This is a genomic window from Acinetobacter sp. BWR-L5 (assembly GCF_039655985.1).
In the GTDB taxonomy this organism is placed as follows: Bacteria; Pseudomonadota; Gammaproteobacteria; order Pseudomonadales; family Moraxellaceae; genus Acinetobacter; species Acinetobacter johnsonii.
Window position 1 is genome coordinate 50,493 of sequence record NZ_JAGFEV010000009.1, and the last position, 24,774, is coordinate 75,266.

Below are 24,774 nucleotides of genomic sequence, written 5' to 3' on the forward strand. Positions count from 1 at the left end.
TTTGCTTAGTCAAAACCCCGAGTTTTTATTCAGGTTTTTCACCTAATTTTTCTTCCAGTTTCTGATGTTCAGACCAGTCTCACTGGCTGATCTTGAATAAAGGTTAATCTATGAAACCCGTAATTGCGCTCATTGGTCGTCCGAACGTCGGAAAATCAACGCTATTTAACCAGATCACCAAAAGCCGAGATGCGCTTGTTGCTGACTTTGCCGGTCTGACTCGTGACCGTAAATATGGTGATGCTGTATTTCAAAATAAGTCTTTCATTGTGGTTGATACTGGTGGTATTGGCGAAAATGAAGGTGGTATCGACTCTTACATGGCGGAACAGTCTAAAACAGCCATCAATGAAGCCGATATTATTGTATTCGTAGTCGATGCACGCGCAGGCCTGCTCGCATCAGATGAGCAAATTGCGCGTGAGCTGCGTACACTGGGTAAGAAAGTTTACCTTGTGGCGAACAAAGTTGATGGTGTACATGCCGAAGCTGCACTTGTTGAATTTTACAAGTTGGGTATGGGCGAACCTATGCAAGTGGCTGCGAGCCATGGTCGCGGTGTACAGCAAATGCTTGAAGATGTGCTTTCAAGTGTGCCTGAAGATGAAGATGCAGATGAGCACGACAAAAACACTGGCTTACGTTTAGCGATTATTGGTCGTCCAAACGTTGGTAAATCGACGCTAGTGAACCGTTTGTTGGGTGAAGAGCGTGTAGTTGCATTTGACCAACCGGGTACAACTCGCGACTCGATCTATATCCCGTATGAACGTGATGGCCGTCAGTACACCTTAATCGATACTGCAGGTGTGCGTCGTAAAGGTAAAGTCGATGAAATGATTGAGAAGTTCTCAATTGTGAAAACGCTACAGGCGATTAAAGATGCCCATGTTATCGTGGTTGTACTTGATGCACGTGAAGGTGTGGTTGAGCAAGATCTACATTTGATTGGTTACGCGCTTGAAGCGGGCCGTGCGATGGTGATTGCGATTAACAAATGGGACAACATGTCTGAGTATGATCGCAAACAATGTAAATTGGATGTCGATCGTCGCTTTGACTTTATTCCTTGGGCGAAAGTGCATTTGATTTCTGCATTGCATGGTACGGGTGTGGGGGATCTATATCCATCGATTCACCGTGCTTATGATTCGTCACATTTGAAAGTTTCACCTGCAAAAATCACACAAATTTTAAGTGATGCTACGGATGCGCACCAACCGCCAATGGTCGGTGGTCGCCGTATTAAAATGCGTTATGCCCATATGGGTGGACAAAATCCACCTACGATTGTGGTGCATGGTAACAAAGTTGATAAAACGCCTGCGGATTATCGTCGTTATTTAGAAAACGTATTCCGTAAAGTGTACAAACTTGAAGGTACGCCAGTACGTATTGAGTTTAAAACCTCTGAAAACCCATTTGAAGGGCGTAAATCACAGGTGGATGAACGTACAGCAGCGCGTAAGCGTCGTTATGTTCAGAAATTTAAGAAAGCTGAGAAGAAATTCAAACGCTAATCAGGCATTAAGGTTTTGATGCTGAAAAGCCCAAAGTGATCTTTGGGCTTTTTTATTTTATGATGCATGAAACTATGATAGGAAGGCAAAGTGGCAAGGACAATACGTGTTGAGCTGAAAAAGATTGAGGACATTGTGCTGGTGGATCACAACCTGTCACGTGTTGAGCAAATTGCACAGCGAAAACAAGCCATTTATCAATATCGCAATCAATGCTTATCCGAACAACGGCAGATGATTGTGGATGATCACTCCATTGCGTTGAGTGAGACAGGTAAACCTTATTTGCTTGATCAGCCTTCTTTTCATTTCAATCATAGTCACAGCCAAAATTACTATGCCTTAGCTACGAGTGAGCGAGTGCAAGATCTAGGCGTGGACGTGGAAGAGTTGAGTCGAAAAGTACGCTTTGAGGCTTTGGCCAAACATGCTTTTCACGTAGAGGAACTTCGCTTGTGGCAACAGTATGATCAGGACAAAGCATACTGGTTTAAAGTCTGGACCACCAAAGAAGCGGTGCTTAAAGCCTCGGGTTTAGGCATTCGTTTAAACTTAAATGAACTGAACACTCAAGCACATCCAACGCATAATGGCGGCATGTGTAGTCATCCGCTGATTGGGAGTTTTGCCTATCAAAATTTTGAGTTGGGAGATGTGATGTTGACCGTGGCTTGGCGGGCAGAACAGTCCTGCCGTGGCTATGCGTTGCCTCAGATTGAGCTGGTACAACACCTTCTCACCGACATAAAAAAGCCTCTCGATTGAGAGGCTTTCTTTTTCACACTATGGTGTGCATTTATGGAATTTCATTTTCTTCTTCAAACTCAGGCTTCACTTGAACAATGAAGTCTTGACGGTTTAAGCCACGCCATAAAGCAAAAGCTGTACCGATGTAGATTGAAGAGTAGGTACCCACAAAGACGCCCACAAACATTGCAACGGAGAACCATTTAAGGCCATCGCCACCGAGGATCATCATCGAGATCACCACCAACAATAAAGTCATTGAGGTGTGAATGGTACGACGTAGGGTCTCAGTTAAAGCGATGTTGACGATCTCTAAAGGCGAAGCGCCACGAATCTTACGGAAGTTTTCACGAATACGATCCGAAACGACAATGTTGTCATTCAATGAGAAACCAATCAGAGCCAGAATTGCAGCCAATACAGTTAAGTCAAATGGCCACTGCATCATGGCAAAAATACCGATGGTGACCACCACGTCATGGAACAAAGACAGTACAGCACCCATCGCCAGTTTGAATTCAAAGCGAATCGTTACGTAGACCAACATCAGCAGTAACGCTAAAGCCACAGCACCCGCTGAGCGAATGTAGAGTTCATTCCCGACTTGTCCACCCACCACATCAACTTTGTTAACTGAAGCAGAGTTACCCGGTAGCTGTACAGCTTGGGTAATGGTTTTGGTTAAGTCTTCTGCGGCTGTGTCTTCTTGTACAGGCATACGCACAATCAAATCACGATCTGAACCAATGGTTTGTACCACAGGGTCATGAAAGCCAGCTTTGGTCAGTGCAGCAGAGACATCGGCCGACTTCACTGGTTTGCTATAGTTCAATTCGGCAGAAATACCACCAGTAAAGTCCAAACCTAAGTTAAGACCCTTGGTGAAAATAAAGAATAGGCTGCCAATGGTTAAGACAATAGAAAGAATGGCTGCAGGCAGCGCAATCTTCATAAAATCAATTACACGTTCATCATCTGGACGGCCGTATTTTTTTGAATCTTGTTGAGTCACATCAGTCATCATCGATCTCCTTATATGCTCAACTTTTTCAAGTTACGTTTTTTGCCATAAATGAGCTGTACAATCGCACGTGTTACTGTAATAGCAGTAAACATAGAGCAGATAATACCGATCATTAAGGTCACAGCGAAGCCTTTAATTGGGCCTGTACCGATAGCAAATAGGATAAACGCAACCAAGAACGTGGTTAAGTTTGAGTCGAAAATGGTGTTATAAGCACGGTCATAACCCGCCACAATGGCTTGTTTGGGCGATGCTCCCCACTTCATTTCTTCACGTATTCGCTCACAGATCAAGACGTTGGCATCGACCGCCATACCAATGGTAATCACGATACCCGCAATACCCGGCAGGGTGAGGGAAGCACCAATCCAAGACATGACCGTTAGAATCATGGCTAAGTTGAAGACCAAGGCAAAGTTAGCAATTAAACCAAAGAGACGGAAGAAGACTACCATCCAGATTGCTACCAGTAAGAAACCGATTTGAGTCGATAGCACACCTTTATCAATGTTTTCTTGACCGAGGCTTGGGCCAACAACACGCTCTTCAACAAAGTACATTGGCGCAGCAAGTGCACCAGCACGTAGCATTAGTGCGAGTTCAGACGCTTCTTGAGGCGAGTCTAGACCCGTGATACGGAATTGAGAGCCGAGGACTGCTTGAATAGTTGCAGCGTTAATCACTACAGACTCTGCATAAGGTGTACGGACTTCAGTTTGCGCACCAGTCGCAGGATCGGTGATATAGCTAATACGCTGCTTATTTTCAATGAACAACACAGCCATACGCTTACCCACCGCATTACGGGTTGCGTCTGACATTAGTTTGCCGCCTGCGGTGTCTAAGGTAATGTTTACCTCAGCGCCACCAGTGTCTTGGCTAAAGCCACTTGATGCGTTTTGAACACGTTCACCCGTTAAAATACGGTTACGGTTTAAAAGTAATTCACGTCCGCTGTCTAAAGACTGATATGCAAAAAGCTCGGTTCCTGGTGGAAGCGGTTGACCATTGCTCTTGCCCGTATAAGGGTCAATCACTTGGTCATTTTGGTCAGAGACCAAACGGAACTCTAGGTTTGCTGTACGACCCAAGACACGTTTTGCTTCAGCAGTGTCCTGAACACCTGGGAGCTCAACCACGATGCGGTTACTACCTTGTGTTTGTACCAAGGCTTCTGCCACACCTAACTCGTTAATACGGTTACGTAAAGTGGTTAAGTTTTGGTTCACGGCATAAGATTGAATTTCTTGGCGGCGAACATCGGTATAGGTTAAACGTAAGGTTGAACCTGTCGCAGTTGCGACCGCTTGCTGATTAAACTCATTACCATTACTACGTAAGTAGTCTTGAGCCGCAGTACGATCATCATTGTTGGCGAACTGAACGGTAATGGTGTTGTTGTTTAATGCAAGGCTGTTAAATTTAATTTTGTTGTCACGGAACTGACGACGTAAATCCGTCGCAGAGGTTTCCATGCGCTGAGCAATCGCTTTATCCATATCCACTTCTAATAAGAAGTGAACACCACCACGTAAGTCCAGACCGAGCTTCATTGGTTTTGCACCAATTTTTTGTAGCCACTCTGGCGTGGTTGGCGCCAAGTTCAACGCGACAACATAGTCATCACCAAGGCCACGACGTAACGCTTCTTTGGCTTTTAATTGTGCTTCGCTAGAGTCAAGACGTAACAGTGCAGCATTATTGCTAAAACTGTTGTCATGGCTTGAAATACTTTCAGATTTTAAAATCTGCTCTGCTTTTTGTACGATGCTTTGGTCAATTTGGGTACCAGCTTTGGCACCAGAAATTTGAACCGCAGGCTCATCCGGATACAAACTAGGCAGGGCATATAATGTACTGATCGTCAAAACCACGAGAATCAGTAGATATTTCCATGCTGGGTAACGCATTTGTTTTCTTCTTAAAATGAAAAAAGTCGTGCGGATGCACGACTAATTTTTTTGATTAAAGGTTATTTAATGTGCCTTCAGGAAGAACTGAAATCACACTTGCGCGTTGAATTTTTACGTCTACACCGCGGCTCAGTTCAACCACTGCAAAGTCACCTTCGAGTTTAGTGATTTTACCCATTAAGCCACCAGCAAATACCACTTCGCTGCCTACGCCAAGACTTTCAACCAAAGAGCGGTGCTCTTTGGCACGTTTTGCTTGAGGGCGCCAAATTAAGAAGTAGAAGATTGCAATAAAAACAGCAATCATCAATAAGTTTGCGACCATACTTGGTTGTTGTGCAGCTTCACCCGCTGCGTGAGCTGTAGAAATAAAAAGGCTCATTTCAAATTCCTAAACTAAAAAAACGGTGACCAACGAATTGATCATAAATAGACTTGTTCTGCAATTTACCTTGTCTTTTTACCAAGCGCAAATGCTCACAACAATTAATCTTGGGGACAAGGTGGAACTTCTAAACCACGACGTGCATAAAAATCTTCAACAAAGGCATCAAAGCGATCATTATCCAATGCATCACGAATGTCTTGAGTGAAGCGTTGGTAGTAACGTAAGTTGTGAATAGTACCGAGCATTGAACCCAGCATCTCACCACATTTTTCCAAATGGAATAAGTACGCGCGAGTAAAGTTGGTACAGGTATAACAGTCGCAGTGTGGATCCAGCGGACTTTGATCATGACGGTATTTACTGTTACGGATACGTACTAAACCGTCGGTTACAAAATAATGTCCATTTCGGGCATTACGTGTAGGCATGACACAGTCAAACATATCGACGCCACGGCGGATGCCTTCCACGATGTCTTCAGGTTTACCCACGCCCATCAGGTAGCGCGGTTTGTCTGCTGGCATTTTTTCTGGAAGATAATCCAGAACTTTAATCATTTCTTCTTTCGGTTCACCGACGGACAGCCCACCAATGGCATAACCGTCAAAACCCACTTCAAGCAAGCCTTTTAAAGACTCATCACGTAAGTCTTCATACATACCGCCTTGAATAATGCCGAATAGCGCATTTTTATTTTCAAGCACATCATGATGCTGAGTCTTACAACGCTTTGCCCACCGCAATGACAATTGTAGCGACTTTTGCGCTTCTTCATGCGTTGCAGGGTAAGGGGTACATTCGTCAAAAATCATCACGACGTCTGAGTTCAATGTATGTTGGATGTCCATTGAGATTTCAGGAGACAAAAATACTTTAGAACCGTCAATTGGAGAGCGGAACGTTACGCCATCTTCTTTAATTTTACGCATCGCGCCCAAACTGAAGACTTGGAAGCCGCCTGAATCGGTCAGAATGGGCTTATCCCACTTCATGAATTTATGCAGACCGCCGTGCTCTTTAATCACTTCAAGTCCAGGGCGTAGGTAAAGATGGAAGGTGTTACCTAAAATAATTTGCGCTTTGATGTCTTCAATGTCACGCGGGAGCATGCCTTTCACCGTACCATAAGTACCGACAGGCATGAACACAGGGGTTTCAACCACACCATGCTCTAAAGTTAAACGACCACGACGGGCGCGACCCGACTGACCTAATTTTTCAAACTTCATAAAATATCCTGAACAAGAGCAAAGCACTGCTCTGCTTGCAGTGCAAGAGCGAAAAAACAGTTCGCCGCTAAAAGGAGGCTATTTTCCTTGATTATGCAAATAAACACCAGTGTTGTAACACTTTTAACGCAAAGCTTTTTAAGTTGAATCGTAGCTGGTTACGGTTGTTTAAAGTTGTGTTGATGCTGTGGAGTGGTGTTAGATGTGATGGGAGGCTTTGCTGGAAAAAATAACACAGGAGATGAAAAAGGCACTCATCGGAGTGCCTTTAAATATACCTTTGGCTCATTACGGCTTTAATTGAAATTTGGACGGTAATCAAAATTTTGTAGTGCAGTCGCGTCGCGGAAAGGACGTACCGCTTTTTTACCCACGGTCATGGTGTTGACAATGTTGTTTGGAAAAACTTGAATGTGGTTGTTAAACAGTTCGACATTGCGGTTAAAGATGCTGATCGCAGCACCGACATTTTCATTTTGCTCTTCAATTTCATTCATCATCTTTAGATAAATCTCATTGGCCTTGAGCTCAGGGTAGTTTTCGACCACAACATTGAGGCTGCGCATTAGCTCTTGGTTTAATGCTTCGATACGCTGCAACTGATTGACATCTGTATTGTTTAAGTTCAGGTTTAGAATGTTTTGACGGAGCTCAGTGACTTTTTCCAAGGTGCCTTTTTCAAAGCTAGAGTATTGTTCGACCAAAGGTTCTAAGCCATCTAGAATTTTTATTTTCTGACGCTCATAGGTTGCTACATCTGACCATGCGCGAATGGTTGCATTGTGGTGTCGCACAATATTATTGCGAATGACGATCACGCCAAACACGATTGCAATAATAATCAATAAGAAAATCAATAGCCCCATACAGTCCTCAAACGGCAAAATGTCATTATTTTAAAAATTGCGTTAGATCAGATTCTAAGCGCTCTAGATAAGGTAATTTAAAAGTGCGTAAGTGTCCACGCAATGTCGAAATGTCATTGATTTTTTTTGCTTTGCTGGATATTTCAAACAGGTTTTGTGGGCTGATATAGCACAAGATATTTTTTTCAGGATGAAAAAGTAAATCTCCTTCACGAGAACGGAAAAAATCGGCAGTACGCAGCACAAATGCAGGGGAGAGAAGTTTGGCCATCTGCATCTGGTCAGTACCAAAAAATTTGAGTTTCTGGTTAATCTGAATATCACTGCTATGCCATGGAAAACTATAAGGATAATAAAATTTTTTATTGTGTGCGGTAATCGCGAGTCCTTGCGTGGGTACCTCAAAGACAAAACATCCCCATAAGTCTTTATCCACTTCTTTCACTTTTAGCTCATTGCCATCTTTATCACGTAGGCGAATTTCATCAACAAAATGATATTGAAACAACAAAACCTGATGTTGTTGTCCTGCTTCATCCTGCCAAGTGGTACTGGCGTAGTAAGGAATATCGTTGCTGATGGTGCCTTGATTAAAAATTGGAAACAGCAGCTTTAAATGGGCAATAAAAAATGCAGGTTGTAGGGCCACGCCCATATGCTGCGGAGGGCTAAACTCGTTGAGCTGGTATTTTTTATGAATAATTTGTTTTTCGAGATAGTCGGTGACCTCTTCAAGAGGATCATCTTGCTCATAACTTAAATAGGCCCAAAGTAGACAGCCTAAGCCGAATAAAAAGCTGAATAAGGTCCAAATGTGCTCTCCGACAAAGAACACAGGTACAATAAAAAAAATGCCGACGATTCCAAGTAGAATAGGCAGCACATTTTCAAATTTCAGGGTAATCGGGGCATTCCAAGGATGCAGTCGGTCAAGAATGTCTTGTGCCGAATCGGCCCCTCGGCCGATGTCCCAAAGCCTGTCGATATTATCAAATACAACTTTATTCTTTTTACGTCGAATATGAATGGAATGTTTAATCGTATCGATAGGCATGTGAGGTTCTTATTTGGGTTGAAGTTGGTCGACTAACATGGCATCGCCATAACTAAAGAAACGATACTGGTTGGCTACCGCATGTTGATAAGCTGCCAAAATATTATCACGATTTGACAACGCTGAAACCAACATCAAGAGGGTCGATTCAGGCAGATGGAAGTTGGTGATAAGACGATCCACCACTTTGAACTCATAACCTGGATAGATAAAAATTTGAGTATCTCCCGTCCATGCTTTGAGTTCACCATCATGTGCCTGCGCTGCACTTTCTACGGCACGGGTGGCGGTTGTTCCAACAGAAATGACTTTGTTGCCACGAGCTTTGGTTTGGCGAATCAGCTCAACGGCGTGCTCTGGAACATCACACCATTCACTGTGCATAATGTGATTGGCAATGTCATCGGTACGTACAGGCAGAAAGGTACCAGCACCCACATGTAAAGTGACAAAGGTTTTTTGAATACCTTTGGCTTCGAGTTGATCCAACAGCTTTTGGTCGAAGTGTAAGCTTGCGGTAGGTGCAGCGACACTGGCTAACTTGGTTGGATCATTAAATACTGTTTGATAACGCTCGGTATCAATGGCTTCAGCTTCACGGTTGAAGTAAGGAGGGATCGGAAGTTGTCCGTATAAATCCAGCACCGTTAAAATTGGCTGGGAAAACTCCACAATAAATAAATTTTCATGACGACCTAACACCGTGACTTTAACGGCATCTGGGCCAATAAAGAGCTCAGCACCCGCTTTGGGTGTGTTACTGGCTTTGATGTGGCAGTGTGCAATAAATGTATCTTGCATGCGTTCTACCAGAACCTCGACAGCTCCACCGCTGGCACGTTTGCCTTTGAGACGTGCTTTCATCACTTTGGTGTCATTTAAGACCAGTAAATCACCTGCATCGAGCAAATCTAAAATGTCGGTGAATTGAAAGTCATGATGCTGACCTTGAGCATCGAGGTGTAACAGTCGAGAAGCACTGCGCGTGTCTAAAGGATAACGGGCAATGAGTTCATCGGGGAGGTCGAAATTAAAATCAGAAAGTTGCATGATGGGAAAACAGCGTCAAAATAAGGGAGGTCAAAATTGTGCTTAGTATATGCGTTTTTGCAGAAAAACGCTGAAATTGCACAAATATAAAGCTAAAAAATCAAATATGACTTAAAAATAGCCAATCATTACCAACTTGCGTTGACAAGTTTTTCAAAAAGTTTAATATACGCATCAACACCTTCCCGAGGTGGTGAAATTGGTAGACGCGGCGGACTCAAAATCCGCTGTCAGAGATGACGTGTCGGTTCGAGTCCGACCCTCGGGACCAAGATATTAAAAACCCAAGCATATTCAGTCTTGGGTTTTTTATTGCCTGGAATTTAAGATTTGAATTAAATCACTGTAAAACATTACAGATGGCTTAAAGCAATTGAATGTTTGGTGTGGGTTTGATTGATTGTTTCCTCATATGATGGACTCAAAATTTTGTTTTAATCCTTCTGATAAATAAAGATTTTTCAAAAAGCAAAAGCAGTCACAAAATAAAAGTCTGACGTAATTGATTTTTTTGTTAAATGCCACGCTTGTATTGTTGTATTTTTATATTGTTTTAATGTTGAAAATTTGCTAATAAATAGAAGTAAATAATAGGTTTGTGCCGAAAAAATCACAAAAGATGAGGCAGAAATGGGTATTCAATTGCTAGATGTCGGGTCTGATACAGAACAGTTAAGTGCTTGTCACTTAGCTTTGTTATTGGGCGTGAACAGTAATGACAATAAAATTAAGAGTTTTCTCAAATTTTCGCGAAAAATTTTAGGTGCACATGCCGCAATTTTAACGTTTAGCAATGAACCTTATAGTTGGTATGCGGGAAAACATGCATTCAATGCTTTTCAGTTACCCGCTGAAGCCAATTTTGCTACTCATTTTGAAGGTGATAGCACGATTGATGCCCTGCATCGCCATTATCATCATCTTTCTCAGCAGGTGAGTGCTTTAGGGTTTAAACATCAGCGGATCATCGCATTGGATTTAAAGGCATCGGATAAATCTGTAGGGCAAGTGATTTTCTTTGATGAACAGTTGGACGCTTTTACGCAGGATGCTGTAGAAAATGTCTATGAACTAGCATCCGGATTTCTTAATCTGCTGCATTTGCGCATGGAAAATGCGGAGCTCAAAGAGTTGTATGAACAACAGGTGGCCATGAATGTCAGTAAAACCAAATTTTTCCAAATTATTGCACATGATTTAAGAGCCCCTTTTCATGGCTTAATTGGTTTCTCAGAAGTGTTGGCTGAAGAGCGCAAAAGTTTGGATGAGTCTGGTGTGCAAAGCATTGCAGATTATTTGCATGATACTGCACAATCGACTTATAGCTTGTTAGAGAGTTTATTGAATTGGGCGATGGCAGAAGGCGGGCGCTTTGTTTATCACCCCATCCATTACAAGCTTAAGCAGTCCTCTCAAATTGTTTTTGATGTGTTGCATGCGTTGGCTATCAATAAAAATATTCAACTGATTGACCGTGTACCCGATGATTTAAAAATTTTTGCAGATATCAATATGGTGACCTCGGTGATCCAAAACTTGGTCTCAAATGCGCTGAAATTTACCCATATGCATGGCGAAGGTGTTGTGACGATTGATGCCAAACAACGTGATGATTTTATCGATATCTACATTCAAGATACGGGTCTAGGTATGACATTGGGGCAAATCGAATCGTTGTTTGAACCGAAACTAACCGTTAGTTTTAAGGGGACAGCAGGGGAGAAAGGTACGGGTCTAGGTCTGGTGTTGTGTAAGCGTTTTGTTGACTTAAATAAAGGTGAAATTTCAGTCACATCGAAAGAAGGCGTCGGTTCAACTTTTATCGTCAGCCTGCCACGTTCGAACAGCGCACATCAAGCATTGTCACTCGAGACATCCCAGCAAGAATTTAGTGAATAATCATACTTTTCTTATAAAATAATTCGCCTAATCTCATGATCTGCTGTTATAAATAACCAAAACAATCCGAAAGAGTCGATCATGAATGCTGAGCAATTGCAAAAGACATTGCGCGCAAGTCAATATGCGGAACAAGTCCTATCTATACATCAGGTTTATCTTGAACAAGATTATGCAATTGATCAATTTTCTCAGCCATTGACCACCGAACAAATTTTCGATGTCGTTCAAAACAGTTTAAAAGAAATCAGTGATGAAACCACATGGATGCGCACCATCCGAATTTTACGTGCGCGTTTAATGTTTCGCTGGATTTGGCAGGATGCCAATCAACTGATCGATGTGATGACGCTAACGCGGGAGCTATCTGATTTTGCCGATGCGGCCATTTGTGTGGCAAAAGCATTTGCCTTGGCGCCATTGGTGGCTAAACATGGTCAGCCTGTGGGCTATAACCATAAAATTCAAGATTTAATTGTGGTTGCGATGGGGAAGCTCGGTGCACAAGAGTTGAACCTGTCCAGTGATATCGACTTGATTTTTGCTTTTGATGAGCAAGGTGAAACCAATGGTCGTAAATGCATTGATGTACAACAGTTTTGCATTTTGTGGGGTCAGAAGCTCATTTACTTGTTGGACCATATCACGGCTGATGGTTTTGTCTTCCGTGTGGATATGCGCTTACGTCCTTGGGGTGATGGTTCTGCATTGGCTATTAGTCATGCGGCGCTGGAGAAGTATTTAAGCCAGCATGGGCGCGAGTGGGAGCGCTATGCGTGGATTAAGGCGCGGATTCTGACAGGGGGCAAAGAGGGGGATGAGTTGTTGGACATGACTCGTCCTTTCGTGTTCCGTAAGTATGTCGATTACACCGCTTTTGAAGCCATGCGCGAAATGAAAGCCATGATTGAGCGTGAGGTATTACGCCGCAATATCGAAGATGATATTAAGCTGGGTGCGGGCGGTATTCGTGAAGTCGAATTTATTGTGCAAGTTTTTCAGCTGATTTATGGTGGGGCAAAATTAGAATTACAAGACCGTCAATGTTTAGTGAGCTTACATCATTTGGGTGAAGTGGGTTTACTGGATGGTCAAGCGGTCAGTGAGCTGGAAGATGCCTACTTATTTCTGCGCCGTGTAGAACATGCCATTCAAGCTCTAAATGATCAACAAACCCAGTCTTTGCCAACAGAACCAGAACTCAGACAAAGGATGATTGACACCTTGGGTTTTGTCAGTTGGGATGCATTTATTGAGTACTTAAACCAAAAGCGCGCCAAAGTTATTTACCAGTTTGAGCATTTAATTAAAGAAAAAGAGCATGACCCTTTCGTAGAAAGTTTTAGTCAGTTAGAAGCGCGGTTAAATGAGGTGTTGGATGCGAATGCAAAAAACCTCATTCATGAATTTTGGAATGGTCATGCGCTAAAAAAGCTGCCTGCAAAAGCGGTGCAGCGTTTAAAAATGTTTTGGCCGCATTTGATTGAAGCGATTTTACAGTCAGATAAGCCGCAAGCCGCGCTGCTTCGCCTCATGCCCTTGGTTGAGTCGGTGATGCGACGCACCGTATATTTGGTCATGTTGATTGAGAGTAAAGGGGCTTTACAGCGCTTAGTGAAAATGGCAACCGTAAGTCCATGGATTTGTGAAGAATTAACCCATTATCCAGTACTCTTGGATGAATTTTTGTCCATGGACTTTGAGTTGCCACGCCGTCAAGACTTGGAAGATTCGTTGCGTCAACAGTTGCTTCGCATTGAGCTTGATGACGTTGAAGATTTGATGCGTGTGCTGCGCCTATTTAAAAAATCCAATGTATTGGCGGTTGCAGCCAGTGATGTCTTGGCTGAAAGTCCGTTGATGAAAGTATCCGATGCTTTGACCGATATTGCAGAAGTTTCGGTCAGTACAACTTTAAATTTAGCCTATCAAATGACGGCAAAGAAACATGGTTATCCGCTCGATGTTGAAGGACAGCGCTGTTCGATCGATCATTTGGCATTTGCTGTGGTGGGTTATGGCAAGGTTGGTGGGATTGAGCTGGGTTATGGCTCGGACTTAGATCTGGTCTTTATTCATTATATGGATGAGCAAGCCGATACCGATGGACTGAAGTCGATCAGTGGATTTGAGTTTGCAATGCGTGTGGCACAGAAATTTATGTCGTTGATGACCACACAGACCCTTGATGGACGGGTTTATGAAATTGATACGCGCTTACGCCCATCGGGTGAAGCAGGGGTCTTGGTTACCAGTTTAAAAGCCTTTGAACAATATCAGTTGAAAAATGCATGGGTCTGGGAGCATCAAGCATTGGTACGTGCTCGTTCGATTGCGGGTGAGCCAAGTTTGCGTGATAAGTTTGAAGCATTGCGCTGTCGGATTTTGACGCAGCCACGTGATGAAGAAAATGTACGCGCAGAAGTGCTGAAGATGCGTCAAAAAATGAAAGACCATTTGGGTTCTTCTAAAGAACAACAAAAAGATGGAATTTTTCATTTAAAACAAGACGCAGGTGGTATCGTCGATATCGAATTTATGGCACAGTATGCTGTGTTGGCATGGAGCGGATCTCATCCAGATCTTGCCCATTATTCCGACAATGTACGAATCCTTGAAGACGCCGCAAAAGCCAGTTGCTTATCCAGTGACGATGCGACTGCATTGATTCAAGCTTATCTCAGTGAACGAGCCGAGAGCCACCGTTTAGCCCTTGCGAATCAATCCATGCAAGTAAATGCTGCGGACTGGCGCGATACCCGAGTGATCGTTTGCAAATTATGGCAAAGATTAATTGATCCAAGCTCAATCGTGAGCATTGGGTAACATGACTGTGTATATAAATTTGGAGTGTGTGTCATGAATTTGGCTGATCGTGATGGTTTTATTTGGCAAGATGGACAATTGGTTGACTGGCGTGAGGCAAAAACTCACGTATTAACACATACCTTGCACTACAGCATGGGTGTGTTTGAAGGTGTCCGTGCCTATGAAACACCGAATGGCACGGCTATTTTCCGTCTAAAAGAACACACTAAGCGTTTATTGAACTCTGCAAAAATTTATCAAATGAAAGTCCCGTTTGATCAAGCAACACTAGAGCAAGCTCAAATTGATGTGGTTCGTGAAAATAAATTAGCGTCTTGCTACTTACGTCCAATTATTTTTATTGGTTCTGAAAAATTAGGTATTGCTGCAACGGACAATACGATTCATGCGGTGGTTGCTGCGTGGAGCTGGGGTGCGTACCTTGGTGATGAAGCAATGGCGAAAGGTATTCGTGTGAAAACTTCATCATTTACCCATCACCATCCAAACGTGACGATGTGTAAAGCGAAAGCATCAGGTAACTATACTTTGTCGATTTTGGCTCACCAAGAAGTAGCGCACTCAGGTTATGACGAAGCAATGTTGCTCGACCCTCAAGGTTATGTATGCCAAGGTTCTGGCGAAAACGTATTCTTGGTGAAAGATGGTGTATTACATACGCCAGATATCGCGGGTGGTGCGCTTGATGGTATTACGCGTCAAACCATTATTACGATTGCAAAAGACCTAGGATATGACGTGGTTGAGCGTCGTATTACGCGTGATGAATTCTACATTGCAGATGAAGCATTCTTTACAGGTACTGCTGCTGAAGTGACGCCTATTCGTGAATATGATGACCGTGAAATCGGTTCCGGCACGCGTGGTCCAATCACTGAACAAATTCAAACCACATTCTTTAATGCAGTACAGGGTAAAGACCCGAAATATGCACACTGGCTAACTTATGTAAAATAAGTGGTTCGATGAAAAAAAGGGCTCTTTGGAGCCCTTTTTTGTTTTTCATTATTTAAAAAGATATATGGATTATATTTTATAGCATTTAATTGTTTATAAGGGATCGAAGATTTTTGAACTTTTAGTAAAAATAATATTCTTAAAGCATACATAATATAATTTAATTTGTTATTATTTGGTAAAAATGAGATGTATTTAAAAATTTTACCCATGATTAACAGTCTTATATATAAAGCAAAAGTATTTAGAACATTGTTTGTTTCTGATGAGAGATATTTAAAAAAGAGGTTCATTAATAAATTAGGGTATATGCCAAATTTTAATCAACCTGAAAGTTTTAATGAGAAAGTTACTGCACGAATGATTTTTGAAAGGAGTGCATTACATACCAAATTAGCTGATAAATCGGCAGTAAGAGAGTTGATTATAGATCGGATTGGAGAAAAACATCTGGTCCCACTTATAGGCACATATTGTGACTTTAAGAATATTGATTTTGATCAATTTCCAAGCCAGTTTGTTTTGAAATGTACCCACGACAGTGGAAGCGCTATTGTTTGTCGCGATAAAGGTACATTTGATGTTAATAGAGCGGAAAGTAAACTAAATAACAGTTTAAAAATGAATATGTACTACCGCAAGCGAGAGTGGCACTATAAAAATATTTCGCCGCTCATCTTGGCAGAGCATTATGTTGACTTATATCGTGATGCTAACACGAATGCCACCATTACAACATGTCGTGTTCACTGTTTTGAAGGGCAGCCTAAGTATATTGAAGTCGATGTCCAAGGGAGTGATGGTACAGAGTATTCAAATATTTATGATACCTCTTGGGTGCTACAGCCTTTTACCGTAGATTGCAAAGAGAATACGCCAGAAGCGGTGATAGAACCGTGCAAGATGTATAAAATGGTTGAGCTGTCTGAGCAGTTATGTCTGGAATATGGTTATAGCCGAATTGACTTCCTACTGTCACAAGATGAAGTGCTGTTTAGTGAAATTACATTGACCCCAAATGCAGGACGTATGGTTATTTCTCCTGTTGAGTGGGATGTAAAACTTGGAGAATTATGGCGTTCTTAATCATATATTGATAAATATATGTAAAAAGAAAAATAAATTATTTTTATAAAGGTAGAGTCATCATGGGATTATTTATGATGGCTCTGGTGGTGTTTAATTTGGTATTTCTCTTGAGTAATTTAAGCCAATATTTTGTATAAGCTTAATGGTTTTTTGATACTGTAATTTTTAATAAAAGCCATTTTCATTAACCTCAGCGAGTATAAGTAAAAGTTATCCTATTGCTAAGATGTTGCTATTTAAAAATAAGCTTCGTTTATTTAGTTGAGGATATTCAAGCGAAGGATAGGTTTTTTCTACCTCAAAGAATTTGTATAGGTATAGGAGACAGATTTGTGGTGGATGGTGATTTAGTAAGAAAAATTTTATGGTGTAACGATCTACAATTTAATTTAAATACATCTGTATTTAAAAACCCTAATTACACAGTAATTAGGGTTTTTATTTTAGATTAGTTTAATTAGCGAGTGGCTTTTATTTAAACCTGATAAAAGTCGCGATACCAATCTACAAATTGTTTCACACCATCTTCAACTGAAACAGATGGTTTATACCCCACACTTTTTTCTAAAGCACTGCTATCTGCCAAAGTATCAGCCACGTCGCCTGCCTGAAGAGGGAGTAATTCCGTGATGGCCTTTTTACCAGTAGATTTTTCAATTGCACTTATAAAGTCTATTAGCTTAACAGGGTTATTATTACCAATATTAAAAATACGGAAGGGCGCATTGCTGGTCGATGGATCTGGGTGATTGCTGTCCCAATTTGGGTTGGCTTGTACAATTTGATCGCTTGAACGAATCACACCTTCGACAATATCTGAAATAAAAGTAAAGTCTCGGCTATGGTTGCCATGATTGAATACTTGGATTGTTTTACCTTCAATAATATTTTTAGTGAATTTGAAGGGAGCCATGTCAGGGCGCCCCCAAGGTCCATAAACCGTAAAGAAGCGTAAGCCTGTGGTTGGCAATTGAAATAAGTGACTATAGCTGTGGGCCATTAATTCATTCGCACGTTTTGTTGCTGCGTAAAATTGGACAGGATGATTGACACCATGCTGCTCACTAAAAGGCATGGTGGTATTTGCACCGTATACGCTGCTGGTGCTGGCATAGGTCAGATGTGGTGTTTTCGCATAGCGGCAAGCTTCAATAATATTGGTAAAGCCAATAATATTACTTTCTACATAACTCATTGGATTCTCAAGTGAGTAGCGCACGCCTGCTTGTGCAGCCAAGTGAATCACACGGTCAAACTGGTGTTGTTGAAAGCATTGATCAACTGCTGTTTTATCGGCAAGATTGGCTTGAATGAAGTCAAATTGGCCAGCACTTTGCTGAGCAGTTTGATGTAATAAGTCGATACGTGCTTGCTTTAAAGCAGGATCATAATAATCATTCATATTGTCAAAACCGACAACAGTATCACCACGCTCGAGTAGTTTTTTAGAGACATGAAAGCCGATAAAGCCTGCTGCGCCTGTTACTAAAACGTTCATTCATCGCCTCCAAAAATATCCCGGGTATAGATTTTATCCTCAACATCACTTAAATCTTGCGACTTGCGATTGGCGATGATGACATCACTTTGTTGTTTAAATTGTTCTAAATCATTAATGACTTTGGATTTGAAAAATTCATCTTCATTTAAGGTTGGTTCATAAACAATCACATCAATGCCTTTTGCTTTGATGCGTTTCATGACGCCTTGAATTGCGGAGGCACGGAAGTTATCGGAGCCGCTTTTCATTACTAAACGATAAATACCGACAGTATTGGGATTTTTTGCAATGATAGAGTCTGCAATAAAGTCTTTACGGGTACTGTTAGAATCTACAATAGCCTGAATCAGGTTACTTGGCACTTGATTGTAGTTGGCAAGAAGTTGTTTTGTATCCTTTGGTAGACAATAGCCACCATAGCCAAACGATGGGTTGTTATAATGATTGCCAATGCGTTGATCTAAACATACGCCTTCAATAATTTGACGAGTGTCTAGACCGAAAGACTGGGCATAAGTATCAAGTTCATTAAAGTAAGCGACACGCATCGCGAGATAGGTGTTGGCAAATAACTTGATCGCTTCGGCTTCAGTTGAGTCAGTAAACAATACAGGACTGTCTTTTTTGATTGCACCTTCGATCAGCATATCTGCAAACAATTGAGCACGTTCTGACTTTTCACCAACAATAATCCGAGAGGGATAAAGGTTGTCATGCAGAGCCTTGCCTTCACGTAAAAACTCTGGGGAGAAGATCACATTGTCAGTGTTGTACTGGCTTTTGACTTTTTGCGTAAAGCCCACTGGCACGGTTGATTTGATAATCATCGTTGCCTGAGGATTAATCTCGACGACATCTCGAATAACACTTTCCACACTCTGCGTGTTGAAATAATTAGTTTGCACATCATAGTCGGTGGGTGTTGCAATGATGACAAAATCAGCGCCTCGATAGGCTTCATATTTGTCAGTTGTGGCACGAAAATTGAGCGGTTTCTCGCTTAAAAATGTTGATATATCTGTGTCTTGAATCGGGGAGATTTTTTGATTCAACATGTCAACTTTCGTGTCGATGATGTCTAGTGCAATCACTTCATGGTGTTGTGAGAAGATCATGGCATTAGAAAGGCCGACGTAACCTGTGCCTGCAACTGCTATTTTCATATCAACCTGATTATATATTCTTCATATGAGAGCTAAGTGAACCCTGTAAAGGATTTATCTAAGCGACTCCGTATCATAGCACAAACTATTTTTGAGTATTATGAGGGCTTTGAAAAAGCCATACACTAACTTATTGCAAGAAATGTTATGATACAACGCAGAATGCTGGTGGATGATAGAACATGCTGGAAAACGTAAACGACTCGTTGTCAAAACAGGCTGAAACACAGACAGATCAAAATATTGTGTTATGCATGAAATGGGGCACCAAATATGGGGCCGAGTACGTCAATCGTTTATATAACATGGTGAAGCGTCACACCACGGTTGATTTTAAAATGGTTTGTCTAACAGACCGCACCGAAGGGATCGATCCTGCAGTTGATTGTTTTCCCATTCCACCTTTAGCGCTTCCAGAGGGAAGTCCTGAACGAGGTTGGAATAAATTGTCTACATTCGAGCCAGACTTGTACGGTTTACAAGGTAATGCGCTCTTTTTAGATTTGGATGTGGTGATTGTTGACAATATTGACAGTTTCTTTACCCATCCTGGGGACTTCCTAATTATTCATGACTGGAAACGTCCTTGGCGGATTACAGGCAACAGCTCGGTTTACCGTTTTAAACTGGGTGCTTTCCCTGGACTGATGCCTTATTTTCGGGAGCATTTTGATGAAATTCGTCAAAAATTCCGCAATGAGCAAGCTTATTTGTCTTGGTATGTCGATCAAGAGAAAAAACTTTCTTACTGGCCTGATAGTTGGTGTAAGAGTTACAAATATCACTGTTTGCAAAAAATTCCGTTGGCATACTTTAAACCCCCTGTAAAACCTGAAGGGGTTAAGGTCATTATTTTCCATGGTGAAATCAATCCACCTGATGCTATTAATGGTGGTGGTGGAAAATGGTATCGTTATGTATTGCCATCACAGTGGATTAAGGATGCTTGGCAATAAATGCCTATTAGACTCAGATTTTGAAGTGATCAAGTGAATGCAAAATATTGATATCGTGATTGCCTGGGTAGATGGCAATGATCTTGAATTAAAAAAGAAACGTCATAAATATCTGACTGGTGAAGATGCATCTGACGCAGTCAGTGCGACGCGCTTTGCCAGTAATAACGAAATTTATTATAACATCGCTTCCATTTTGAAATATGTACCGTTCTGTCGACATATCTATGTGGTGGCAGATAGTCAGCGTCCTGAGTTTATCGATGAATTTGCAGCGCAAGGTTTGTGTGCTGCCGATAAAATTCGTGTGGTTGATCACCGAGAAATTTTTAGAGGTTTTGAAGAGCATTTACCGACCTTCAATACCCGTTCCATTGAAAGTATGCTTTGGAATATTGAAGGCTTATCAGATTATTTTATTTATCTAAATGATGATTTCTTTTTTAATGTGCCTGCACAAGTCGAAGACTTTTTAAAAGCGGAAAACTTGGTGATCTATGGCCATTGGCAGAATAGTTTTGCACTCAAGGTAAAGCTCAAATATCGTCAGCTGATGAGTCGCCAATTTGGAAAGCCAATTCAGCCGAAACATATGATTGCGCAGATGCTTGGTGCGGATGTTTTGGGATTCAATAAATTTTTTGAAATCCATCATTATCCACATATTGTAGATCGTCATGCATTAAAAGAGTATTTGCTTGAGCATCCACAGCTTTTAGAAACACAGATCAAGTTTAAATTTCGTAGTGTAGAGCAGTTGAATCCGATTTCATTAATGAACCACATTAAGATTCAAAAACAGCAGGCTGAGTTAAAGCCTGATCTCGAGTTGGCCTATCTTAAAAATCAGGACAGTTTGAATAGTTTTATACAAGCCCTACATAATCCTGAGATTAAGTATGGCTGCATACAGAGTTTGGATCAGCTTGATAGTGATGCTGCAAAGAAAATCAGTATGGCTATGCAGGAAAAATTAGCAGGCTATTTGCCCCATTCAGTTTTAGTTTAAAGGTTCATGATGAAAGTTGTTACTTATTTGATTAATTTGGACGGCAGTCAGGAACGACTTGAAAGAGCAACTCAGCAGCTGAATCAAGTCAACTGGCCTTTTGAACGCTTTTCTGCAGTCGATGGTCGTGGTAAAGAGTTAACTGAATTTGCAAACTACGATGATCAAGGGGCGAACGACGTACTTGGCCGTAAACTGATGAATTCGGAATTGGGCTGCTATTTAAGTCATTATGGCTGCGCGGAAAAATTTTTAAGTACAGATGCTGATTATTTGGTGGTGCTTGAAGACGATATGAAAATCAACCAAGACTTTAAAAACAAGCTTGATGGCGTGATTGAGTATCTAGATCAGCATAAAGAGCTGGATTGGTACTTGATTAACATTGCAACCAAAAAGAAAAAGCTAGCTAAAGATATTACGAATGTTGATGGTATGAGTTTGTGGCATGCTTTTTATTTTCCTATTCGTGGTTTAGGTTTGGTGTGGTCACGTCAAGGTGCAGAAGCATTTATGCAAGCTGGGAGAAAAATGACCATGCCTGTCGATATTTTCTTTCAAACATGGCTCAGTAAAAATGGGAAGGGTTTAGGCGTGTGGCCTGCTTTAGTGAAACCTGCTGGCTTGGATAGTGATATCTTGGGCACCGTGGCAGCACAAGGTATTTCTCGTAAAGAAAAAGAAGGGCGGAGTCTTTCTCACGGCATCAAAAAACAAAAGCGGATGTGGCGTGATAAGTTTTATGCTGTAAAGCATTTGGTTGCATCGAAATAAGTAGTATCGATATGAAAAATATAGTCATTAGCTTAAAAACAGCGGCTGCGCGTCGTGAGCATATCGTGCGAGAATTCGGCAAACAGAATGTTGGGTTTGAGTTTTTTGATGCGCTGACGCCTGATTTAGCACGTCCTTTAGCAGAAAAAATGCAGCTCAATATTCGGGATGAGTTTTTAAGTCCTGGTGAGTTGGCTTGTTTTATGAGTCATGTCTCGATTTGGCAAAAAATGGTAGATGAGCACATTCCTCATTTGGCTATTTTTGAAGATGATGTGTATTTAGGTAATGCTGCTGCTGAATTATTAAATAACGCAGGCTGGATCAACCCAAATTGGGACATTATTAAGACGGAAGCATTTGCAGATCAAGTTTTTCTCGGAAATGCCCAGTCGGAAATAGCAAATGGCACGCGTCATATTGTTCAACTCACGGGAAAAAACTTAGGCACCGCAGGTTATATCCTGAGTCTTGAAGGTGCTCAAAAATATTTGGAATATGTGAAAAAAATTCAATTGATCCCACTGGACCAAGTGATGTTTGATGAATTTATACGTCATACATTTCATCCCGTATATCAGATGACGCCTGCTTTATGTATACAGGAAATGATGTTATTTCCTGAAAAGAAAACGACACTTTCAAGCGACTTGCTTGCAGAGCGTAAAGCTCGAATGAAAAAGCAAAAGAAGAAGGGCTTGGCTAAAGTTCGACTGGAGATTTTACGTATATTGAAACAAATAAAATATGCGTTAGTGGCTAAGCGGGTTGAGTTTAAATAAAAGTTGATTTGATACTTAAACTGAATACGTTGATACCTTATTTAAAAAATCAAAATATAAATGTGATGAAATGATAGGAACAGCTTGAAATGCGCATTCTAGTAACTGGCGGCGCTGGATTTATTGGTTCAGCAGTAATACGTCATATTATTGAAAACACCCATCATCATGTTTTAAATGTCGATAAGTTGACTTATGCAGGTAATCTGGAGTCACTTCAATCCATTGAAAAAAGTGAACGCTATCAATTTTTCCAAACCGATATTTGTGATCAGGTTGAATTAGAAAAAATCTTTGAAAACTTTCAACCGAATGTAGTGATGCATTTGGCTGCTGAATCGCATGTCGACCGCTCAATTGATGGTCCTGCTACATTTATCCAAACCAATATTGTGGGAACTTATAGTTTATTAGAAGCTGCACGAAAATATTGGCTAAGTCTAACCGCAGAAGTAAAAGAATCTTTTCGCTTTCATCATATTTCAACCGATGAAGTGTATGGTGATTTAGAGGGAACGACGGACCTTTTTAAAGAAACAACACCATATGCACCAAGTTCACCATATTCGGCAAGTAAGGCAAGTTCAGATCATTTGGTTCGCGCATGGCACAGAACCTATGGTTTGCCAACAATTGTGACCAATTGTTCAAATAATTATGGGCCATATCATTTTCCAGAGAAACTAATCCCTTTAGTTATTCTCAATGCTCTAGATATGAAACCTTTACCTATTTATGGTAAGGGTGATCAGATTCGGGATTGGCTTTTTGTTGAGGATCATGCACGTGCGCTGTATCAAGTTGTTACTACAGGCGCTGTAGGGCAAACCTATAATATTGGTGGACATAACGAAAAACAAAATATTGAAGTCGTAAAAACGATTTGTAATATCTTGGATGAATTAAAGCCTCAAGCCAATGGTCAAAAGTATGAGTCTCTTATTAAATTTGTCGAAGATCGTCCTGGGCATGATTTGCGTTATGCCATAGATGCGGGAAAAATTGAAAAAGATTTAGGCTGGAAACCTCTAGAAACCTTTGAAACTGGAATTCGAAAGACGGTTGAATGGTATCTGAATAATTTAGATTGGTCCCGTCGAGTTCAAGATGGTAGTTACCAACGAGAAAGATTAGGTGTAAATGCTCAATGAACACAAAAGGCATTATTTTAGCAGGTGGCTCTGGTACACGACTGTATCCGATTACCCAAGGTGTATCGAAACAGCTACTGCCTATTTACGATAAACCAATGATTTATTATCCATTGTCAGTACTGATGTTGGCAGGAATTCAGGATGTTCTGATCATTACAACTCCTGAAGACTTAGATAGTTTTAAACGCTTACTAGGCAATGGGGCTCAGTTCGGTATTCGATTAGAGTATGCCATTCAGCCAAGTCCAGATGGTTTAGCACAAGCATTTATTATTGGTGAAGAGTTTATTGGTGATAGTAATGTGTGTTTAGTACTAGGCGATAATATTTTCTATGGTCAAGGTTTTACACCAATGCTAAAACAGGCTGTTGCGCGTGAAAAAGGTGCAACAGTTTTTGGGTATCAAGTAAAAGACCCAGAACGCTTTGGTGTCGTTGAGTTTGATGATCAGAAACGCGCAATTTCACTAGAAGAAAAACCTCAACATCCAAAGTCTCATTTTGCAGTAACGGGACTGTATTTCTATGACAATGATGTGATTCAAATTGCCAAACAAGTTAAACCATCAGAGCGTGGCGAATTAGAAATTACCACCGTGAACCAAATGTATTTGGAACGTGGGGATTTAAATGTGGAACTACTTGGACGTGGCTTTGCATGGCTCGACACAGGTACACATAGTAGTTTACTTGAAGCTGCACAATTTGTAGAAACTTTAGAAAAGCGTCAAGGCTATAAAGTGGCATGCTTGGAAGAAATTGCATTTAATCAAGGTTGGTTAAGTAAAGAGCAGATTTTAAAAATTGGTCATACTATGAGTAAAAATAGTTATGGTCAGTATTTGATCTCATTGGTTGATTAGGTAAAAC

21 protein-coding genes and 1 tRNA gene are annotated in these 24,774 nt (G+C 41.2%); 13 read left to right on the top strand and 9 right to left on the bottom strand.

Translation table 11 applies throughout. The features are described from left to right. Positions 1-110: 110 nt before the first annotated feature. Together der and JZ787_RS15015 are read left to right on the top strand one after the other, a co-directional pair. Positions 111-1,520, top strand: a complete 1,410-nt coding sequence (der, locus tag JZ787_RS15010) for a ribosome biogenesis GTPase Der (protein ID WP_004697684.1) — start codon at positions 111-113, stop codon at positions 1,518-1,520. Between the two features lie 90 nt (positions 1,521-1,610). Then, a complete protein-coding gene (locus tag JZ787_RS15015) occupies positions 1,611-2,285 on the top strand; it encodes a 4'-phosphopantetheinyl transferase superfamily protein (RefSeq protein WP_346312728.1) in 675 nt (224 codons plus the stop codon). Between the two features lie 31 nt (positions 2,286-2,316). Here the strand turns inward: JZ787_RS15015 and secF are convergent, their stop codons facing one another. The 7 genes from secF to queA all read right to left on the bottom strand — a co-directional run bounded on the left by secF (position 2,317) and on the right by queA (position 9,791). Next, a complete protein-coding gene (gene secF / locus JZ787_RS15020) occupies positions 2,317-3,291 on the bottom strand; it encodes a protein translocase subunit SecF (RefSeq protein ID WP_005401700.1) in 975 nt (324 codons plus the stop codon). A gap of 8 nt (positions 3,292-3,299) precedes the next feature. Beyond that, a complete protein-coding gene (secD, locus tag JZ787_RS15025) occupies positions 3,300-5,201 on the bottom strand; it encodes a protein translocase subunit SecD (protein WP_005401699.1) in 1,902 nt (633 codons plus the stop codon). A gap of 55 nt (positions 5,202-5,256) precedes the next feature. Next, the gene (gene yajC / locus JZ787_RS15030; RefSeq protein WP_004697692.1) at positions 5,257-5,586 is read right to left on the bottom strand and encodes a preprotein translocase subunit YajC; all 330 of its coding nucleotides are present in this window, start codon (positions 5,584-5,586) and stop codon (positions 5,257-5,259) included. A 104-nt stretch (positions 5,587-5,690) separates the two neighbouring features. Then, complete coding sequence (gene tgt / locus JZ787_RS15035; RefSeq protein ID WP_126035309.1) at positions 5,691-6,821, bottom strand: tRNA guanosine(34) transglycosylase Tgt; 1,131 nt, start codon at positions 6,819-6,821, stop codon at positions 5,691-5,693. Positions 6,822-7,117: 296 nt separating this feature from the next. Continuing rightward, entirely contained in the window at positions 7,118-7,687 is a 570-nt protein-coding gene (locus JZ787_RS15040) for a LemA family protein (RefSeq protein WP_168159464.1), read from the bottom strand. 25 nt (positions 7,688-7,712) lie between these two features. Beyond that, positions 7,713-8,741 carry a hypothetical protein gene (locus JZ787_RS15045; protein WP_346312729.1) on the bottom strand — a complete coding sequence of 343 codons (1,029 nt, stop codon included), beginning with the start codon at positions 8,739-8,741 and terminating at the stop codon, positions 7,713-7,715. A 9-nt stretch (positions 8,742-8,750) separates the two neighbouring features. Further along, positions 8,751-9,791, bottom strand: a complete 1,041-nt coding sequence (gene queA / locus JZ787_RS15050; protein WP_346312730.1) for a tRNA preQ1(34) S-adenosylmethionine ribosyltransferase-isomerase QueA — start codon at positions 9,789-9,791, stop codon at positions 8,751-8,753. A gap of 184 nt (positions 9,792-9,975) precedes the next feature. On the opposite strand from queA, the gene JZ787_RS15055 reads away from it, so the two are divergent. The 5 genes from JZ787_RS15055 to JZ787_RS15075 all read left to right on the top strand — a co-directional run bounded on the left by JZ787_RS15055 (position 9,976) and on the right by JZ787_RS15075 (position 16,562). Beyond that, positions 9,976-10,062: transfer RNA gene (locus JZ787_RS15055), tRNA-Leu, on the top strand. A gap of 359 nt (positions 10,063-10,421) precedes the next feature. Then, positions 10,422-11,690, top strand: a complete 1,269-nt coding sequence (locus tag JZ787_RS15060; RefSeq protein ID WP_346312731.1) for a HAMP domain-containing sensor histidine kinase — start codon at positions 10,422-10,424, stop codon at positions 11,688-11,690. 81 nt (positions 11,691-11,771) lie between these two features. Continuing rightward, on the top strand, positions 11,772-14,516 hold the full coding sequence (gene glnE / locus JZ787_RS15065; protein WP_346312732.1) for a bifunctional [glutamate--ammonia ligase]-adenylyl-L-tyrosine phosphorylase/[glutamate--ammonia-ligase] adenylyltransferase: 2,745 nt from the start codon (positions 11,772-11,774) through the stop codon (positions 14,514-14,516). Between the two features lie 33 nt (positions 14,517-14,549). After that, on the top strand, positions 14,550-15,476 hold the full coding sequence (locus JZ787_RS15070; RefSeq protein WP_087528050.1) for a branched-chain amino acid transaminase: 927 nt from the start codon (positions 14,550-14,552) through the stop codon (positions 15,474-15,476). Between the two features lie 210 nt (positions 15,477-15,686). Beyond that, a complete protein-coding gene (locus tag JZ787_RS15075) occupies positions 15,687-16,562 on the top strand; it encodes an ATP-grasp fold amidoligase family protein (protein WP_346312761.1) in 876 nt (291 codons plus the stop codon). A 478-nt stretch (positions 16,563-17,040) separates the two neighbouring features. Here JZ787_RS15075 and JZ787_RS15080 read toward each other — a convergent pair whose 3' ends face one another. Then, positions 17,041-18,063, bottom strand: coding sequence for an NAD-dependent epimerase (locus tag JZ787_RS15080; RefSeq protein WP_346312733.1), 1,023 nt, complete (start codon positions 18,061-18,063; stop codon positions 17,041-17,043). After that, positions 18,060-19,229, bottom strand: coding sequence for a nucleotide sugar dehydrogenase (locus tag JZ787_RS15085; protein WP_148825490.1), 1,170 nt, complete (start codon positions 19,227-19,229; stop codon positions 18,060-18,062). Before JZ787_RS15085 ends, JZ787_RS15080 begins: the two co-directional genes overlap by 4 nt. 182 nt (positions 19,230-19,411) lie before the next feature. On the opposite strand from JZ787_RS15085, the gene JZ787_RS15090 reads away from it, so the two are divergent. From JZ787_RS15090 to rfbA, 6 genes are all read left to right on the top strand, one after another. After that, positions 19,412-20,185, top strand: coding sequence for a glycosyltransferase (locus JZ787_RS15090; protein WP_148825491.1), 774 nt, complete (start codon positions 19,412-19,414; stop codon positions 20,183-20,185). 37 nt (positions 20,186-20,222) lie between these two features. Continuing rightward, a complete protein-coding gene (locus JZ787_RS15095; protein ID WP_346312734.1) occupies positions 20,223-21,194 on the top strand; it encodes a stealth family protein in 972 nt (323 codons plus the stop codon). A 9-nt stretch (positions 21,195-21,203) separates the two neighbouring features. Then, complete coding sequence (locus JZ787_RS15100; protein ID WP_346312762.1) at positions 21,204-21,968, top strand: glycosyltransferase family 25 protein; 765 nt, start codon at positions 21,204-21,206, stop codon at positions 21,966-21,968. 11 nt (positions 21,969-21,979) lie between these two features. Then, entirely contained in the window at positions 21,980-22,750 is a 771-nt protein-coding gene (locus JZ787_RS15105) for a glycosyltransferase family 25 protein (RefSeq protein WP_238893491.1), read from the top strand. An 89-nt stretch (positions 22,751-22,839) separates the two neighbouring features. After that, positions 22,840-23,901, top strand: coding sequence for a dTDP-glucose 4,6-dehydratase (gene rfbB, locus JZ787_RS15110; protein ID WP_160362233.1), 1,062 nt, complete (start codon positions 22,840-22,842; stop codon positions 23,899-23,901). Next, entirely contained in the window at positions 23,898-24,767 is an 870-nt protein-coding gene (gene rfbA, locus JZ787_RS15115; RefSeq protein ID WP_218289230.1) for a glucose-1-phosphate thymidylyltransferase RfbA, read from the top strand. The genes rfbB and rfbA overlap by 4 nt, the downstream gene beginning before the upstream one ends. The last annotated feature ends 7 nt before the right edge of the window (positions 24,768-24,774 follow it).